The 16,031-nt window shown below is 51.5% G+C and carries 17 protein-coding genes and 1 tRNA gene; 6 read left to right on the top strand and 12 right to left on the bottom strand.

Going from position 1 to position 16,031, the window contains the following annotated elements:
* The 8 genes from BQ7382_RS06150 to BQ7382_RS06115 form a co-directional block, all read right to left on the bottom strand.
* Positions 1-563 (bottom strand): DegT/DnrJ/EryC1/StrS family aminotransferase (locus tag BQ7382_RS06150; RefSeq protein WP_144082093.1); only part of this gene is annotated, 563 nt, incomplete at its 3' end.
* Positions 564-580: 17 nt separating this feature from the next.
* The gene (locus BQ7382_RS06145) at positions 581-1,657 is read right to left on the bottom strand and encodes a Gfo/Idh/MocA family protein (protein WP_077390128.1); all 1,077 of its coding nucleotides are present in this window, start codon (positions 1,655-1,657) and stop codon (positions 581-583) included.
* 41 nt (positions 1,658-1,698) lie between these two features.
* Positions 1,699-3,018, bottom strand: a complete 1,320-nt coding sequence (locus BQ7382_RS06140; RefSeq protein WP_331465897.1) for a nucleotide sugar dehydrogenase — start codon at positions 3,016-3,018, stop codon at positions 1,699-1,701.
* A gap of 50 nt (positions 3,019-3,068) precedes the next feature.
* Positions 3,069-3,578, bottom strand: coding sequence for an acyltransferase (locus tag BQ7382_RS06135; RefSeq protein WP_077390125.1), 510 nt, complete (start codon positions 3,576-3,578; stop codon positions 3,069-3,071).
* A complete protein-coding gene (locus BQ7382_RS06130; protein ID WP_268874718.1) occupies positions 3,571-4,083 on the bottom strand; it encodes a UDP-N-acetylglucosamine 2-epimerase in 513 nt (170 codons plus the stop codon). Before BQ7382_RS06130 ends, BQ7382_RS06135 begins: the two co-directional genes overlap by 8 nt.
* 142 nt (positions 4,084-4,225) lie before the next feature.
* Positions 4,226-4,531, bottom strand: a complete 306-nt coding sequence (gene cas2 / locus BQ7382_RS06125) for a CRISPR-associated endonuclease Cas2 (protein ID WP_077391207.1) — start codon at positions 4,529-4,531, stop codon at positions 4,226-4,228.
* Between the two features lie 10 nt (positions 4,532-4,541).
* Positions 4,542-5,447, bottom strand: a complete 906-nt coding sequence (gene cas1 / locus BQ7382_RS06120; RefSeq protein WP_159437243.1) for a type II CRISPR-associated endonuclease Cas1 — start codon at positions 5,445-5,447, stop codon at positions 4,542-4,544.
* Between the two features lie 302 nt (positions 5,448-5,749).
* Positions 5,750-5,841, bottom strand: a tRNA-Ser gene (locus BQ7382_RS06115).
* 342 nt (positions 5,842-6,183) lie between these two features.
* Here BQ7382_RS06115 and BQ7382_RS06110 point away from each other — a divergent pair.
* The 3 genes from BQ7382_RS06110 (at position 6,184) to BQ7382_RS06100 (ending at position 8,052) form a co-directional block, all read left to right on the top strand.
* The gene (locus BQ7382_RS06110) at positions 6,184-7,134 is read left to right on the top strand and encodes a purine-nucleoside phosphorylase (RefSeq protein WP_235847962.1); all 951 of its coding nucleotides are present in this window, start codon (positions 6,184-6,186) and stop codon (positions 7,132-7,134) included.
* A 64-nt stretch (positions 7,135-7,198) separates the two neighbouring features.
* Positions 7,199-7,774: an HD domain-containing protein gene (locus BQ7382_RS06105; protein WP_077391205.1), complete on the top strand. Its 576-nt coding sequence runs from the start codon at positions 7,199-7,201 to the stop codon at positions 7,772-7,774.
* Between the two features lie 11 nt (positions 7,775-7,785).
* Complete coding sequence (locus BQ7382_RS06100) at positions 7,786-8,052, top strand: TIGR03905 family TSCPD domain-containing protein (RefSeq protein ID WP_077391204.1); 267 nt, start codon at positions 7,786-7,788, stop codon at positions 8,050-8,052.
* 81 nt (positions 8,053-8,133) lie between these two features.
* Here BQ7382_RS06100 and BQ7382_RS06095 read toward each other — a convergent pair whose 3' ends face one another.
* From BQ7382_RS06095 to BQ7382_RS06085, 3 genes are read right to left on the bottom strand one after another with little or no spacing between them, the layout of a single operon-like run.
* A complete protein-coding gene (locus BQ7382_RS06095) occupies positions 8,134-9,144 on the bottom strand; it encodes an aspartate-semialdehyde dehydrogenase (RefSeq protein ID WP_077391203.1) in 1,011 nt (336 codons plus the stop codon).
* A 27-nt stretch (positions 9,145-9,171) separates the two neighbouring features.
* A complete protein-coding gene (locus tag BQ7382_RS06090; protein ID WP_077391202.1) occupies positions 9,172-10,491 on the bottom strand; it encodes an aspartate kinase in 1,320 nt (439 codons plus the stop codon).
* 3 nt (positions 10,492-10,494) lie between these two features.
* Positions 10,495-11,670: a homoserine dehydrogenase gene (locus tag BQ7382_RS06085; RefSeq protein ID WP_159437242.1), complete on the bottom strand. Its 1,176-nt coding sequence runs from the start codon at positions 11,668-11,670 to the stop codon at positions 10,495-10,497.
* Positions 11,671-11,794: 124 nt separating this feature from the next.
* On the opposite strand from BQ7382_RS06085, the gene thrC reads away from it, so the two are divergent.
* From thrC to BQ7382_RS06070, 3 genes are all read left to right on the top strand, one after another.
* Complete coding sequence (thrC, locus tag BQ7382_RS06080) at positions 11,795-13,276, top strand: threonine synthase (protein ID WP_077391200.1); 1,482 nt, start codon at positions 11,795-11,797, stop codon at positions 13,274-13,276.
* A gap of 4 nt (positions 13,277-13,280) precedes the next feature.
* Entirely contained in the window at positions 13,281-13,718 is a 438-nt protein-coding gene (locus tag BQ7382_RS06075) for an ACT domain-containing protein (RefSeq protein WP_077391199.1), read from the top strand.
* A 155-nt stretch (positions 13,719-13,873) separates the two neighbouring features.
* Positions 13,874-14,797, top strand: coding sequence for a selenium metabolism-associated LysR family transcriptional regulator (locus tag BQ7382_RS06070; RefSeq protein WP_159437241.1), 924 nt, complete (start codon positions 13,874-13,876; stop codon positions 14,795-14,797).
* A 134-nt stretch (positions 14,798-14,931) separates the two neighbouring features.
* Here BQ7382_RS06070 and selD read toward each other — a convergent pair whose 3' ends face one another.
* Positions 14,932-15,918 carry a selenide, water dikinase SelD gene (selD, locus tag BQ7382_RS06065; RefSeq protein ID WP_144082092.1) on the bottom strand — a complete coding sequence of 329 codons (987 nt, stop codon included), beginning with the start codon at positions 15,916-15,918 and terminating at the stop codon, positions 14,932-14,934.
* Positions 15,919-16,031 lie beyond the last annotated feature (113 nt).

The raw sequence follows: 16,031 nt of genomic DNA, 5'->3' as shown, positions 1-16,031 counted from the left end.
AAAAATGAAGTTGTCCCAATATCACCAAAGCTACATGCACGACCATCTCCTATCTGACCGCCAAAGCCTTGTGCACCGTCTTCCAGTACTTTTAATCCGTACCTGTCAGCTACTGCCCTGATTGCCGGAAAGTCAGCCGGGAGTCCGAAAAGGTCCACCGCTACCACCGCCTTTGGTGTGAGCTTACCATCCTCCAAAGTCTTTTTCACTACCTTTTCCAAGCTGTCTGAGTCCATATTAAATGTTTCCGGTATCACATCTACGAAAACCGGAGTCGCACCCAGAGTCGATGCTACTTCTCCAGAAGAGAAAAAGGTGAAGTCCGGGACGAACACAGCATCGCCAGGGCCTATCCCCCAGGCCATCAACGCCAGAAGAAGCGCATCTGTTCCGTTTCCACACGTAATACAGTGCTTTACTCCAACATACTCTGCAAGCCTTTTTTCCAACTCAGAAACCTTAGGGCCTCCGATAAACCTGCTGCTTTCTATTACTTCAACTATCTCTCTGTCAATATCTTCTTTCAGTACTTCATACTGTTTTTTCAGATCTCTGAACTGCATTTGTTCTCCTTTGTAATCTACCTGAACTCTCCGTCCATATCGGTGCTGGCAAAATCAGTAAGCGGAAGCTTTACCGGGCGTCCCTCTTTCTGGCTCTTATAGATCGCAAGCACCATCTCGAGAGCATTTCTACCAGCCACGGCATCAACATAAGGTTTCCGATCGTTTTTAATTGCATCCATCACGTCTGCGAACAAACTCGTGTGCCCATTTCCGTAAACGTTACTGGTCTCTTCCTCAAGGCCCTTGTTCTTTTCGTCTTCAACCGTCTCGTCTCTGAAATTCCATACATCGATCGTATTTGTGGATTTTCCACCGACCTTGACCGTACCGTTTTCGCCAAAAATATAAAGTGTCTCTTCAAGGTTCTGAGGGTAGACGTTAGTCGTACCTTCCACAGTGCCTATTGCTCCATTCTTAAACTTGATAACGGCCATTCCAACATCTTCAGCCTCGAGATAATCGTGAAATTGCTGGCGCGTCTGTCCGTAGACCTCTTCAACCTCATCTCCCATCATCCATCTCAAAAGATCTATACCATGGATGCACTGATTCATAAGGCATCCTCCGTCTTCCGCCCACGTACCTCTCCATGGAGCCTGATCATAGTATCCCTTGTTTCTATTCCACCTAACATTGATCGAACCATGAGAAAGCCTTCCAAATCGACCTGTCTCAAGAGCCTTCCTGACTTCCTGAACAGCAACATTAAACCTGTTCTGGTGACAAGCAGAAACCTTTACACCTTTTTCGTCAGAACGCCTGATGATTTCCTCAGCATCTCTCATGTTCATGGCCATAGGCTTTTCTATTATCACATTGATGCCCGCATCGATCACGTCAAGAGCGATCTCTGCATGCTTCCCACTTTCTGTCGCTATACTCACCAGATCCAGGTCATTTTCATCGATCATCTTCTTATAGTCACTATATCTTGCAATAGATCCATCATTTTCCAGACCGTGCTTTGCCAGGACATCTTCCATTTTTTCAGGACAAATATCACATACTGCAACGATTTCCAGCTTATTATTTACTGCGGCAGTAATATGGTTCGTTGAAATTCTACCGCAACCGATCAGTGCGTACCTCATCTGTTCCCCCAGTTTACTAACATTAGTTCAATTTTGCGTTATTACAGAAGCTCGATATTATCTCTATCTTCGACATCCTTAAATGCATTTCTTGTGTCAAATATAGCCTGAGCATTTTTCTGTATCATCTGATAGTCATAAGCGTCATGGGCTGTCGTCACTACTATCAAGTCGTAAGAAGACACAATATCTCCATTAATGTGGTCAATTCCTGTGAACCACTCGCCATTTCTTTTATACTTAGGGATCCATGGATCAAAAAAGTCCACATCAGCCCCTCTTCTCTTGAGAATATCAATAACATTCAGAGCAGGGCTCTCTCTGTAATCATCAATGTTATTTTTGTAAGCAACACCCAGAACCAGTACCTTAGACCCATTCAGCGATTTCTTATAGCGATTCAAAACCTCTGCTGCTCTGTCCACAGTGTACTCAGGCATCTGATCGTTGATGATCATTGAGTTCTCGATCATGGATGTATGGAAGCCGTATTCACGTGCCTTCCAGGTAAGGTAATACGGATCAAGAGGGATGCAATGTCCGCCAAGGCCAGGACCCGGATAAAATGCCTGAAAACCATAAGGCTTCGTCTTTGCTGCTTCAATGACCTCCCAAAGTGAGATGTTCATTTTGTTGCACAGCATAGCAAGCTCGTTGACCAATCCGATATTTATATTCCTATACGTATTTTCCAGTATCTTCTCCATCTCTGCGATGGCAGGCGAAGACACTTCATAAACTTCACCTTCAAGCACTTCTCTATACATCGCAGCGATAACTTCAGTGGCATCTTTTCCTATAGCCCCGACTACCTTAGGGGTATTCTTTGTCTTATAAATCAAATTTCCCGGATCGACACGCTCAGGAGAAAATCCCAGATAAAAATCCTCTCCACATGTTAGGCCAGAGCCTTTCTCCAATATTGGACGAATCATCTCTTCTGTGGTTCCAGGGTATGTGGTCGATTCCAGTACTACCATAGTATCTTTGGAAAGGTGCTCAGCAATAGATTCAGTGGAGGAACGCACATAGCTCACATCAGGTTCCTGATGCTTATCCAGCGGAGTTGGAACACAAATCGCAATGAAATCGACATCCTTTACAAATGAAAAATCAGACGTTGCCCTCATCTGTCCGCTGTCGACCAATTCTTTCAGATCCTCGTTGACTACATCTCCAATGTAGTTATGTCCGTCATTTACCATCTTCACTTTTTCAGGCTGTACATCAAAACCGATGGTCTTAAACCCTGCCTTGGCTTTCTCAACGGCAAGAGGAAGGCCAACATAGCCGAGACCCACTACACCCACGGTAATTTCATGTTTTTTGATTTTTTCCATCAAACGCTCTTTCATGCCCATTTGTTTACCTCTCTTTTTTGAACTGATCTACACTATATTTATTTGCTCTGTTATTTATTGAACCACTCGGTTATATTTCCATATTCATCCAGCTTTGCTACAGGGACAGCTGGAACCCCCATTACCAGTGTGTAATCAGGAACGTCCTTCGTCACGACCGCTCCTGCAGCCACCATCGCACACTTGCCCACATTATGTCCACAGACGATCGTAGCGTTGGCACCAATTGATGCGCCTTCTTTTACCACAGTTTTTCCATAATTCTCGGATCCCTTGGGATATCTTGCTCTAGGAGTCAGATCATTGGTAAACACACATGACGGCCCACAAAACACGCCGTCTTCAAGCGTCACGCCTTCATATACAGACACATTATTCTGTATCTTTACATTGTCTCCGATATGAACATTGTTGGATACATTTACATTCTGTCCCAAAGAACACTTCTTCCCTATTCTTGCCCCCTTCTGTACGTGACAGAAGTGCCATATCTTTGTGCCTTCACCGATGATAACATCGTCATCTACATAGCTGCTTTCATGTACAAAAAACTCATTCATGATTTCCCTCCGAAAAAATAATCGAGCACAGCTTTTCTGCCGCATCTCCGTTGCCGTAATAGTTTTCCTTCTGCTCAGATACTCTTGTATTCAGAATCTTATCCAAGATATCCGCTTCGTTGATGTGTGCCAGAATGTTGTGGTTACCATTCAACGTTTCCACCCATTCTGTCTGCTCTCTTAGAGTGACACATGGCGTGTCCAGAATATACGCCTCTTTCTGAAGTCCTCCTGAATCTGTCACCACCTTAACCGCATTTTTGGTAAAATACAGCATTTCCAGATACCCTATAGGCTCGACACAGATCGTATTCTTCAGTTGAAGTTCATCATTTACCTGTTGGATCATTCTTCTTGTTCTTGGATGAGCTGGAAGGATCACCGGTGCATCAAGCTTCTCGTATGATGAAAGAATTGTTTTGATTTTGCTTACATCATCAGTATTCTCTGCCCTGTGGACAGTGGACAGATACCATCTTTCAACCGCTCCACGTTCACCGAATATATATTTCAGATCTGCAAAATACTCTTCTTTTGAGTTATACTATACGCCATTTTCGCCCCACGATGGAACCCGTTATTTTGTATTCCAACGCGAATTTACCACAATATCTATAGATCTTTTTCCCGCCATGTACTGTTGACCGCTACAAAATTACGTGGCTGTTCCTGCCCACGATCCGTTCTTGCATATCTTCACCACCGGTCAGGTACCAGATGCTCTCGTACTGTTTTTCTGTGAGCCGGAGAACACGCACTGTTCCGGTGCCGGGGGAGTGTTCGGATAATCGCCGGATGTGTTTTTCGGCTGTTTTTCGACTTGGTGTGATCCTCATGTACAGCTCGGTGCCGATCCGCAGGTATCCGTCGGAGACGAGGAAATTCCGGAGATCTGTGTAGGCTTTTTTTGTTCCGCGCTTGTTTGTGGGATCGAGCATAACGAGAATTCTCATAGATACTTTCCTATTCCTTTATTCCTTCGATCACTTTTACTGGAAGAAGGGTGGGCAGCAGCAAGTCCGAGTCGCTGCCTGTCATTATCCGTGTTCTGATCCTGCTGATCATTTCCTCCACACCTGACTGAACAGAGACCGTGTGATCATTGATGAGGCACGCATTGTGGAGGACCATGGCAAGCTCACGTCGCTTCCCTCTGCTCAGCACGGTGGAGGTGCCAGGATCTTTCAGTGCGATAATATCCACGAAAGGACGCCACGGTTCTATGAGATCGTCCGCAAGATTGAATGCGTTCAGATAATTATCATGGTGGAAACCGATGGCCGGAAGGAGACCAGCGAGCATAATCGTTCGGATTATTGAATTCCTGAGCACGGCGTATCCGTAATTCAGGCAGCTGTTGACAGGATCATCATTTCGCCTGTTCAGTCCCGGATGCAGATAGCAGAAATAGTCTTTGGCTGCATTTGCTTCCTGAACGTCTACATTTGTGATATTCAACTCCTCTGAGTAGTGCAGTATTTTCTCCGCACCGCGGAGGCCCAGGAGCGTCAGAGCGCGGCTCTGGTTTTCGATCTTCTTTTTTATCAGAGCCAGCCAGATCTGGTCTTTGTCGTCGTCCATCATTGCGATCTGGCTTCGCATGACCAGCGTCTGTCTGACATTGGATTCGACAGGCAGCATCACGCATGAAGGATGATACTTTTCGTTTATCATCATCATCGAGATGTCAGCCGCCGCTATCTCGCACTGAGCCATGGTGGACATTCTGATGTTCGGCCCGCTGCACACTATCGTGGAAAGGTCTTCCAACGGGATGGAAAAGGTGCCTTCTTCATTTGTCACCACCAGCTGGCCCCTGCGGACGTGGACCTCGGCAGGGCGGCTTATCTCCAGTGTCCTGAATGCCATTTTTTCTAAGCGACCTTTCTTCTTTTGATTATAAACACGCACGCCTTTATACAATGTTGTACCACATCGTTCGGGCGTTGGCCGTTTGATCGTCATGTATTTTGTATATTGCAAAAAAGAGCTGCGGCGAGTCGGAAGGATGGCGGCATGTAGTAAGTGGATGTGTGCAAAAGTATGGCATGGTGGCTCAAAACGTGGCACATTTTTGCATATTAATGAGAATAATTGCACATCTTCCGAACACTGAAAAAGCCGCTGAGCTCAACGTCTCTGTTGATCTCAGCGGCTTTCTCATTTCTCATTGGCGGAGAGAGGGGGATTTGAACCCCCGCGCGGGAATTACCCGCCTGCTGGTATTCGAAGCCAGTCCCTTCAGCCTCTTGGGTACCTCTCCACATCATTTTTCACGGTCCCGCAACATGGGGCAAAGCGCAGACTCCTTTTTCCAGGGAATCAGCCTGTTGATTCTAACATATGGCGTTCAAGGTTTCAAGGACAACAAATCGTGCGTTAGCAGGAACCGTCTCTGATGACGAAATGAAGATGGGCGCAGGGCAGGTAATGAATGGGTACTTGAGTATGGAATGCGGTCTAAAAGGAGATTGATTCAGGTCGGGGCAAGTCATATAATATCTTTTGCATATCTGAGGGGAGTTTGAGGGGCGATCCACTTCGATCCCCGTTGAATGGGGAATGTTATCTTGGTGCCTGCTCGCAGGCTTGAGGAGGTTTAGATATGAAGAGCAGATTTCTGTCTCAGGCTGCTGACGCGGCCACGAAAATGGTATCCGATTCGACGGAATTCGCCAAGGAAAAGATCGGCGCGGCCAACGACCGGCGCATGGAGGATATACAGTCCTACGGCACGCCAGAGGAGCAGATGAAACTGATCCACAGCACGGCCGATTTTCTGCAGGAAAAGGGGGTCACCAGCCCCGACGTCATCCTGACCCTTGGCACGGGATTCGGTGATTTTGCCAGCACCATGACGAACGCCATCAGGATCCCGTACACGGAGATCCCGGGCTTCGCGCCTTCCACGGCACCCGGACACAAGGGAGAACTTATCTTCGGAGAAAAATTCGGCAGGAGGGTAGCCTGCCTTTCCGGGAGATGGCACTACTACGAGGGATACACGATGAAGACCATCGTTTTCCCGCTGAGGGTCCTTGGCACCATGGGTGCAAAGAGATACATCCTCACCAACGCGGCGGGGTGGATCAACGAGTCATATCGCCCAGGCCACATGATGCTGATAACCGACCACATCAATATGTCCGGTGACAATCCGCTGATCGGCGGGAACCTGGACGAGCTGGGCGTGAGGTTTCCGGACATGACCGACGGTTATACTCCGGAGCTCAGGGAAAAGATCTCCCGCAAGGCGGAGTCTCTCGGGATCGAGCTTTATCAGGGCGTTTACGCCATGATGGCCGGCCCTAGCTTCGAGACGCCTGCGGAGATCCGGATGCTGAGGACCATGGGCGCCGATGCGGTCGGCATGTCCAGCGTGCCGGAGGCCATAGCCGCCGTACACATGGGACTCGAGCTTGTCGGAATTACCTGTCTGGCCAACCCCGCAGCAGGGATGAGCAAGAGCCCACTCCTGGAAGACGACGTGATCGAGGCGTCCAGGAACATCGGACGGGACCTGATCCAGGTGGTGGATCTGGCCATACAGGCATAGCATGGGCGGTCCGGTGAGGATATTAAGAAAGCAAAAGAGTGATCAGACTATCAAGGAGTTGAAAATGGCAGAACGGATAACAAGAGAGCAGGCCAACGACCTGCTGCACAAGTACGTAAAAGGTGAGCACTACATCACTCACTGTTACGCGGTAGAGGCGATAATGAGAGCGCTGGCCGAAAGGCTTGCGCCGGATGATGTGGAGTACTGGGGCATCGTCGGACTGCTCCACGACCTGGACGAGGAGACCTGCGACTGGCGGAACGACCTTTCCACACACGGGCCGGTGTCGGCTGAGATCCTTAAAAAAGAAGGCTTCGACGATCAGGTGCTCTGCGACGCCATCTGCGCCCACAATCCGGCGAGCGGGGTGGTGGCACACACCACTTTGCAATACGCGATCCTGGCCGCCGACCCTATGAGCGGGTTCGTTAAGGCGGTCGCACTGATCTACCCTGACAAGAAGCTGTCCAGCGTGAAGGTAAAATCCATCAAGAAGAGGTTCAAGGAGAGCCGCTTCGCTGCAGGTGCCAACCGGGAGTACATGATGGCCATCGAGGAGACGGGCATCAGCTACGACGAGTTCTGTCAGATAGCACTGGATGCCATGCTGGGCATCGCCGATGAGCTGGGGCTGTAGGAGGAAAACAGATGAAAAAGAAGACCGTGTTTTATCCAGAGGGTGTCTGCTCCATGATGATCGAGATAGAGACCGACGGGGATGTGATCAGCGACGTTGTTTTCACAGGTGGCTGCAACGGTAACCTGTCGGGGATATCCAAGCTGATAAAGGGCATGAAGGTCGAAGATGTCATAGAAAAGCTGGAGGGCACCACCTGCGGCTTCAAGGAGACATCGTGTCCGGATCAGCTGGCAAAGGCGCTGAAGCAGCACATGGCTGAGAACGCCGGGAAATGATATAGAAATAATGATATAGAAATAGAGACTGCCGAGCCTTGAATAAAAGCCGGCAGTCTCTATTGTTATATTCCGTATTCCTTACTCCTGCGCGATCAGCAGCTGTGCGATCTGCACCGCGTTCGTGGCAGCCCCCTTGCGGACCTGGTCGCCGCAGCACCACAGGTTGATGCCGTTTTCATTGGCCAGGTCTCTTCTGATCCTGCCTACGAACACTTTATCCTGGTCACTGGTATCGAGAGGCATCGGGTACAGGTTCTTTTCCCTGTCGTCCACCAGCCTGCATCCAGGAGCCTGGGCGATGGCCTCGCTCACGTCCTTCAGATCCAGCCTGTCCTTAGTGATAACGATCGCGGAGATGGAGTGGGATCTTTCCACCGGAACCCTTACGCATGTGCAGGATACCTTCATCTCAGGGAGGTGCAGTATCTTGCGGCCTTCATTCTGGAGCTTCATCTCCTCGGAGGTGTAGCCATTTTCCTGGAAACCGCCGATCTGAGGCAGGAGATTAAAAGCGATCTGATAAGGAAACACCTTCTTCTCCACAGGCTCGCCTTTCATCACGGCCTCGGACTGGGCATACATCTCCACCGGGCCTGCCGCACCCGCGCCGCTCACCGCCTGGTAAGTGGAAGCATACAGCGTCTCGATAGGGGAGAGCTTGTTTATGGCGTTGATGCCCACCAGCGTGATGATTGTGGAGCAGTTCGGATTAGCTATGATACCGTTGTGCTTGAAGGCGTCCTCCGGGTTTATCTCCGGGACCACCAGAGGAACGTCCGGATCCAGGCGGAACGCACTGGAATTGTCGATGTAGACCGCTCCGGATGCCTTGATGTCCTTTACGAACGTCCTGGAGATATCGTTTTCTGCAGCGCCCAGCACGATATCAAGGCCGCCGAAGGAGTCGTGGGTGGCCTCCTGTATTGTGACGGAACCGAATTTTTCGGTGTCGACCACTTTTCCTGCGCTCCTGCTGCTGGCGAGCAGTCTCAGCTCTCCAACGGGAAAATCCCTTTCACCCAGGACCTTCAGCATCTCCTGCCCGACGGCCCCAGTCGCTCCTAAAATACCTACGTTATACTTCTTCATTGCTTCCTCCTGAATAAGACTTGTGGATCATGCAAAGCTGTCGTATAGAGTCCGGATGGCTTTCTTGAAGTCATCGGTGTAGACTCCCACCATTATGTTGATCTCATCGGCGCTCTGCTTGATCATGCTGACGCTGATGTTTTCTTCTCCCAGAGCCTGGAAGATCTTTCCAGAGATACCTGAGCGGTAGGCCATCTGCCTTCCAACTATCGCGATCAGGCTGATGCCGTCCTGGATGTTGATGTCGTCGACTCCCGGGATATTCTTGAGCTCCCCGGCGAACTCGTATCTGGACCTGGACAGCTCGGCTGAAGGGAAGACCAGAGAGAAACTGTCTATGCCGCTCATGAGCTGTTCAGGCTGGAAGCCGTACCGGCCGCAGAGGGAGAGGGCCTCCTGTACTATTTTCATCACGGACTCGTTGTGGTTGCAGTAGACATCGAAGGTGGAAAAATCCTTTTTCCCCGTTATGCCCGTGATAAACCGCGTGCTGTTGTCTTCATCTCCCTTGTCGAAGGCTTCCCGGATGATGGTCCCCGGGTCTTCCGGGGCGTTGGTGTTCCGGATGTTCACCGGTATGTTCTTCCTCCTGACAGGGAAGACCGTGTCCTCGTGAAGGACTGCAGCGCCCATGTATGAAAGTTCTCTCAGCTCGTCGTACGTGACTTTGCTGATGCTCTTCGGGTCTTCAACAATGTGCGGATCCACCATGAGGATGCCGCTCACGTCTGTCCAGTTCTCGTAAACATCTGCGTTAAGCGCTGCGGAGACGATCGCCCCGGTGACGTCCGAGCCTCCTCTGGAAAAAGTCCTTATCTCGCCGTTCGGCAGAGAGCCGTAAAAGCCCGGGATGACGATGGAACCGTATCTTTCCAGGGCTTCGCCGATGGCCGCATTTGTGCGGTCGTAGTCCACGTGTCCATCGTATTTGAACAACATTACGTCTGCTGCGTCCACGAAGTGGAAGCCAAGGTATTCGGCCATGAGCTTCCCGTTCAGATACTCGCCTCTGGACACGAGGTAGTCCACCGACATCCCCTTGTGGAGCTTGCTGCGTATGAGATCGAATTCCGCGTCGAGGTCGGTCTGGAGACCGCAGCCCCGCCTTATGTCCATGAACCTCTCTTCGATCATCTCGAAAATGGAGTCATAGGAGACGTCGTATTTCAAGTGGGCGTTACAGAGGTACAGGAGATCTGTGACCTTGTTGTCCTCGCTGTTCTGCCTTCCCGGCGCGGACACTACCACGACACGGCGGGCGGGATCACTTTCGATGATCCCCTTTACTTTTTCAAACTGCTCGCTGCTGCTGAGGGACGAGCCCCCGAATTTTGCTACCTTCAGCATGTACTACTCCTGTATCCCGGCCATGAAAAAACTGCCGTTGCTTCTGAATTCCTGTGCTATGCTGTGCGCCTGAGATACCGGCACAGGCTTCGTGATGAGGTAGAACCCGTCCTTGTCCTCCTCCTGCTCAGCTACGATCTGGAAAGGGAATCCCTGGCAGTCGTTGCTGATGTGGATGTAATACCTGTGGGTGCAGGTGCTGTTGTCCACGGGAGTGCTACCGGCCGGCAGGTGGTAATATCCACCCGGGAGCATTTCGGTGCCGGTGGCGATGTCGATCACGTCCTGGATGACCGAGCTTCCCGTCGGGGCCTTTCCGGCGCCCTGGCCGTAGAAGCTCTGGATCCCCAGTTCTTCGGCTTCCAGAGAGACCAGGTTGTTATTCGCGCCCGTGCCCGCCTCCAGGCTGTCGGCCCTGAAGAGAGTTGGCTCCACGTAGGCTGAAACGCCGTCTTCGCTGCGGGATGCACTCATGATCAGGCGGCAAACATAACCCTTGGCCTTGAACCAGGATATGTCCTTTGCGGTTATAGTGCTGATACCAAAGGCGGGAACGGAATCGGGATCGATGTCTCCGTCGAAGGCCAGATCACCTGAGATAACACACTTTCTGAGAGTGTCGATACCCTCGATGTCTGCGGTCGGATCCTTTTCCGCGTAGCCGAGATCCTGAGCGCTCTTCAGGATCTGGTCGAAATCGCTTCCCTCTCTGTGCATGGTGTCCAGGATGTAGTTGCAGGTCCCGTTCAGGATGCCCCACACCCGGGTGATGGTGTCACATCTCTTTGTCCGCAGCAGGTTGAAGAGCCACGGGATCCCGCCGCCGGCGGACGATGTGAACCTCAGAGCCACGCCGTTCTCTCTGGCGCAGTCCACCAGTTCCCTGTAGTGGGCGCTCACCAGCCCCTTATTGGGAGTGACCACGTGCTTTCCGTGCTTCATTGCCGCCATCACGTATTCATATGCCGGGGTCTCTCCGCCCATGCATTCGCAGACAACATCCACCTCAGGGTCGTTGATGATGTCGTCGATGTCGGAGGTGATGAGGTCCTGGTATTCAAGTGCTACCTTTTTCCCGGGGCGGACGAAGATCCATCGTACTTTTATGGCCTCGGACCTGGCTGCAGCCTCACAGGCTCCCGTGCCCACGGTCCCGAGACCCAGTATTGCTATGTTCATAAATGCTCTCTCCTGATAAATATGGATTGTATGGACTTTTGTCCATGACAAAAGACACTTGTCTTTAAAACAGAAATAATGTATCATGACTCCACAAAGTTTTCAAGAAAAATAGGTGAAAATCATGAATTATTATGTGAGCACGAGAAATGAAAATGTAAAAGCCACCCCGGCTCAGGCCGTGCTTAAGGGCCTCGCCCCAGACGGTGGACTCTTCGTTCCCGACGATCTGGACTCCCTCAAGGTGAACCTGAAGGCCATGATGAACATGAGCTACCGGGAGCAGGCAAAAGTGGTGTTCAGTCTTTTCTTCCCTGACCTCGGAGAGAAGACCCTCAGCGATGTGCTGGAAAAGAGCTATGAAAACAAGTTCGATGTTCCCGAGGTGGCGCCGCTGGTGAAGGTGGGAGATGCCTATGTGCTGGAGCTTTTCCATGGCCCGACCTGCGCTTTTAAGGACGTGGCCCTGTCGGCTTTGCCGAACCTCATGACCGCATCGGCGAAACACGAGGATTTCAAGGATCACATCCTGATCCTCGTAGCCACCAGCGGGGATACCGGGAGCTCGGCACTCACAGGCTTTTCCAACGTAGATGGCACCGACGCTCTGGTGTTCTACCCTGAGGACGGGATATCCCAGTCCCAGAGGCTCCAGATGGTGACGCAGTCCGCGCCGAACGTAAAGGCCTGCGCCATCAGAGGGAACTTCGACGCGGCCCAGACAGGCGTCAAGAACATTTTCCGCTCGGTCGACCAGCCTGCGCCAGGGGTGTCCCTGTCCAGCGCCAACTCCATAAATATTGGAAGACTTGTCCCTCAGATCGTCTATTATTTCCACGCTTACAAGGACCTTGTGGACAGCAGGAGGATCCGCATAGGTGACGAGGTGACGTTCATCGTCCCGACCGGAAATTTCGGTGACATTTTCGCCGGATGGTTCGCCCGCACCATGGGACTGCCTGTGGGACGTCTTGTGTGCGCATCTAACGAGAACGATGTTCTTACGGAGTTCCTCACCACGGGACGCTACAACAAAAAGAGAGAATTCCACAAGACCACGTCCCCTTCCATGGACATACTGGTGTCCAGCAACCTGGAAAGGCTTCTGTATTTCATCTGCGGCAGCCAGAAGACCGCGCAGTACATGGAAGATCTGAAGACGAAGGGCGAGTACCAGATAACTGATGAAGAGCTCCTCAATATCCAGGGGATATTCGGCACCGCGTCGGTGGACAGCACCAGGAGCGCAGAGGTGATCCGTGAGAACTTCCAGGGAGATCACTATCTCATGGATCCTCACACCGCGGTCGCCTGGGGGGCTATGGAAAAACTCCTCCAGACGGGAGAACTCAAGCAGGATGAGGCGAGGGTAGTGCTCTCCACAGCCTCCCCGTACAAGTTCTCAAGATCCATGCTGGAGGCTCTCGGACAGCCAGAGAGGGATACAGACGAAGAAAATATGAACGCCCTGCAGGAGTACAGCGGAGTCGCTGCTCCTGATGCGCTGCTGTCGCTGTTTTCAAAGGAGATCCTGCACAAGGACGTCATCGACGCCGGAGACATGCAGGACTACGTGATCAGGACGGCCGAAAATTGCAGGAGATAATAAGATGAGCGGTAAATATCTTGTTGTGGACAAAAAGATTTTGCCCGGTTACTTCGAAAAGGTAGTGGAGGCAAGAAAGCTCATAGAGAGCGGCCGATGCAAGGATGTCAGTCAGGCTGCCAGGGAGGTGGGCATCTCCCGGAGCACCTACTACAAATACAGGGATTATGTGATGGAGCTGGATGCGGGGACCCAGATGAAGAGGGCTATCATCTCTCTCATGATGGATCACGAACCGGGGGTGCTCCTGCACATTATCCAGGTGATAACCTCCTATTCGTACAGCATCTGGACCATCAACCAGAACCCGCCGATACATGAGCTTGCCAACGCGGTGATAACCATCGACCTGATAAACGGCATGGGACAGCTGGACGACATGATCCAGGCCATCCAGAACTCGGATGGAGTAAAAAAAGTGACTCTTCTCGGGATAGAATAGGGCGGACAAAATAGGGGATGCACGTGCTCAGAGGGGCTGCCGGAACTATTGAAAAAATCTATAGACGCTGAAGGAAAGACATTGCAATGCGTCTGAGGTCATTTGACTTTGTTTTTTTCCTTGTTTACAATGCTATTGCGTCTATGGAGGGATATATGGATTTCAAGCAAATTGAGGCATTCGTTAACGTCGTCAGATACAAGAGCTTCAGCAGGGCTGCGGATGCCACGTTCTTTACGCAGCCTACGATAAGTACGCACATAAGTACTCTGGAGAAGGAACTTGGAACCAGGCTCCTGGACAGGCGGGGGAGGACCGTGGAGATGACTCCCCAGGGCAGGAAGTTCTACCGCTTTGCCGTGGAGATGGTCAACACGAGAGAGCTGGCGATCGACGCCCTTAACGACAGTGAGGACAGGGTGGAGGGCATCCTGGAGCTGCAGACATCGACGATCCCCGGACTCACGTTTCTGCCGGAGATGCTCAGCAGGTTCCACGACCTTCATCTCAAGACCAGGTTCTATGTGGATATGTCGGACAGCCGCACTGCCATAGAGAACCTCATAGACAGACGAGGAGAACTTGCCTTTGTCGGAGACAAGATAAACAACTCCAATCTGCAATATACAAAGATCTTTTCGGACAAGGTGGTCCTCGCGGTCCCCGCATCCTTTGATATACAGGGAAACGAGATATCCATCGCCGATGCCGTGAAATATCCGTTCATCTGGAGAGAGAGCGGATCTGCCACGCGCACATCCTTCGAGGACACGGCTGCAAAGCTCGGGTACGACAAGGGATCCTTCGAAGTAGTGGCGCGGTTCAACGATCTTGATGCGATCATCAGGTCTGTGGAGCAGGGGCTGGGCGTATCGGTCCTTTCGCAGTACACCCTGGACAGGATGCACAGCAATCTGATAAAGACTCTTCCTATCAAGGAATTCAAGGAAAAGAGGGATTTCTACATGGTCAGCCTGAAGGGGATAACCCACTCTCCCGTTGCAGAGGCATTCAGCAACTTCGTCAGTGAAAACAAGGACGAAGCCTTCAGGGATCTGGAAGAGGGTTCTGACAAATAGCCGGGAACGGAGACCCACGCGGCGACAGAAGATCATAAACGATACTGAAAAAGAGGACGTCATGTCGACGCCCTCTTTTTTTTATGCCCCGATGCTGCCGCCAGGCCGCCGCTCGACCGTGCGTAAACCGGGATCTATCTGTTCACGATCTCGATGTATCTTGACTTCTTTGCCTTGAAGTGACCGATCACCGCATTCTCGCAGCCCTTCTCGCCGAGCTGGTACTGGAGCCTCTCAAGCTGGTCTTCTTTTACCGCAAAGAGAAGGCCGCCCGATGTCTGCGGGTCGTACAGGCAGTCCATGATGTCCTGGGACAGGTTCACGCTGTAGTCTATCACGTCGTTCCTGAGGTAATCCATGTTGCTGTGTCCTCCGGCAGGGAGCAGCCCCTGGGACGCCAGTTCCAGTGCCTTCGGGAAGATCGGGACTCTCTCTGCATAGATCTCGAGAGTCACGTTTCCGGCCTTCGCCATCTCGGCTCCGTGGCCCAGAAGACCGAAGCCTGTGATGTCTGTGCACCCGTCGACCTTTACTCCTTCGGCCGCCTCGAATGCGTATTTGTTCAGAGACGCCATGGTCTCCACAGCCTCTCTGTATTCTTCAGGTGTGAGAAGGTCAACTTTGGCTCCCCCGGTGAGGAGCCCGGTGCCGATCTTCTTGGAGATCACTAGATAGTCGTCTTCCTCGGCGCTGTTGCTCCAGATGTCTTCCGGCCTTGCGAATCCGGTGACGCTCAGACCGTATTTAGGCTCCTTGTCCTGTATGCTGTGACCTCCGGTCACCATGGCGCCGCACTCGTTCACCATGTCGTTACCGCCCTGGAGGATGGCCTCGACGGCCTTCAGCGGGAGGGAATCAGGAAAAGTCAGCAGGTTCATCGCAAGCTTCGGCGTGCCTCCCATGGCGTAGATGTCGCTCAGAGAGTTGGCGGCGGCGATCCTTCCGAAATCGTACGGATCGTCTACGATAGGAGGGAAGAAGTCGATGCTGTTGATCAGCGCTACATCGTCAGACACCTTGTAAACACAGGCGTCGTCGCTGCTGTCAAAGCCGACCATGACGTTGGGGTCCTTTATCTTAGGAAGGCCCCTCAGAATATCGCTTAGGACTCCCGGCCCTATCTTTGCTCCTCATCCGCCGGCGCTGGTCATCTGTGTGAGTTTTATATCTTCATACGGGATCGGGACTGAACAACAGGACCCGGTCTTTATTTCATCATTGGCCATTTCTGTCT

The organism is Mobilibacterium timonense, assembly GCF_900155555.1.
Taxonomy (GTDB): domain Bacteria; phylum Bacillota; class Clostridia; order Peptostreptococcales; family Anaerovoracaceae; genus Allobaileyella; species Allobaileyella timonense.
The sequence above is the reverse complement of the archived record's forward strand: the minus strand, read 5'-3'. Positions and strand labels throughout refer to the sequence as shown.

Coding starts and splice junctions, on each gene's coding strand:
- BQ7382_RS06145 (WP_077390128.1), bottom strand. CDS start 1,657: ATGAGGTACGCACTGATCGGTTGCGGTAGAATTTCAACGAACCATATT.
- BQ7382_RS06140 (WP_331465897.1), bottom strand. CDS start 3,018: ATGGGCATGAAAGAGCGTTTGATGGAAAAAATCAAAAAACATGAAATT.
- BQ7382_RS06135 (WP_077390125.1), bottom strand. CDS start 3,578: ATGAATGAGTTTTTTGTACATGAAAGCAGCTATGTAGATGACGATGTT.
- cas2 (WP_077391207.1), bottom strand. CDS start 4,531: ATGAGAATTCTCGTTATGCTCGATCCCACAAACAAGCGCGGAACAAAA.
- cas1 (WP_159437243.1), bottom strand. CDS start 5,447: ATGGCATTCAGGACACTGGAGATAAGCCGCCCTGCCGAGGTCCACGTC.
- BQ7382_RS06110 (WP_235847962.1), top strand. CDS start 6,184: ATGAAGAGCAGATTTCTGTCTCAGGCTGCTGACGCGGCCACGAAAATG.
- BQ7382_RS06105 (WP_077391205.1), top strand. CDS start 7,199: ATGGCAGAACGGATAACAAGAGAGCAGGCCAACGACCTGCTGCACAAG.
- BQ7382_RS06100 (WP_077391204.1), top strand. CDS start 7,786: ATGAAAAAGAAGACCGTGTTTTATCCAGAGGGTGTCTGCTCCATGATG.
- BQ7382_RS06095 (WP_077391203.1), bottom strand. CDS start 9,144: ATGAAGAAGTATAACGTAGGTATTTTAGGAGCGACTGGGGCCGTCGGG.
- BQ7382_RS06090 (WP_077391202.1), bottom strand. CDS start 10,491: ATGCTGAAGGTAGCAAAATTCGGGGGCTCGTCCCTCAGCAGCAGCGAG.
- BQ7382_RS06085 (WP_159437242.1), bottom strand. CDS start 11,670: ATGAACATAGCAATACTGGGTCTCGGGACCGTGGGCACGGGAGCCTGT.
- thrC (WP_077391200.1), top strand. CDS start 11,795: ATGAATTATTATGTGAGCACGAGAAATGAAAATGTAAAAGCCACCCCG.
- BQ7382_RS06075 (WP_077391199.1), top strand. CDS start 13,281: ATGAGCGGTAAATATCTTGTTGTGGACAAAAAGATTTTGCCCGGTTAC.
- BQ7382_RS06070 (WP_159437241.1), top strand. CDS start 13,874: ATGGATTTCAAGCAAATTGAGGCATTCGTTAACGTCGTCAGATACAAG.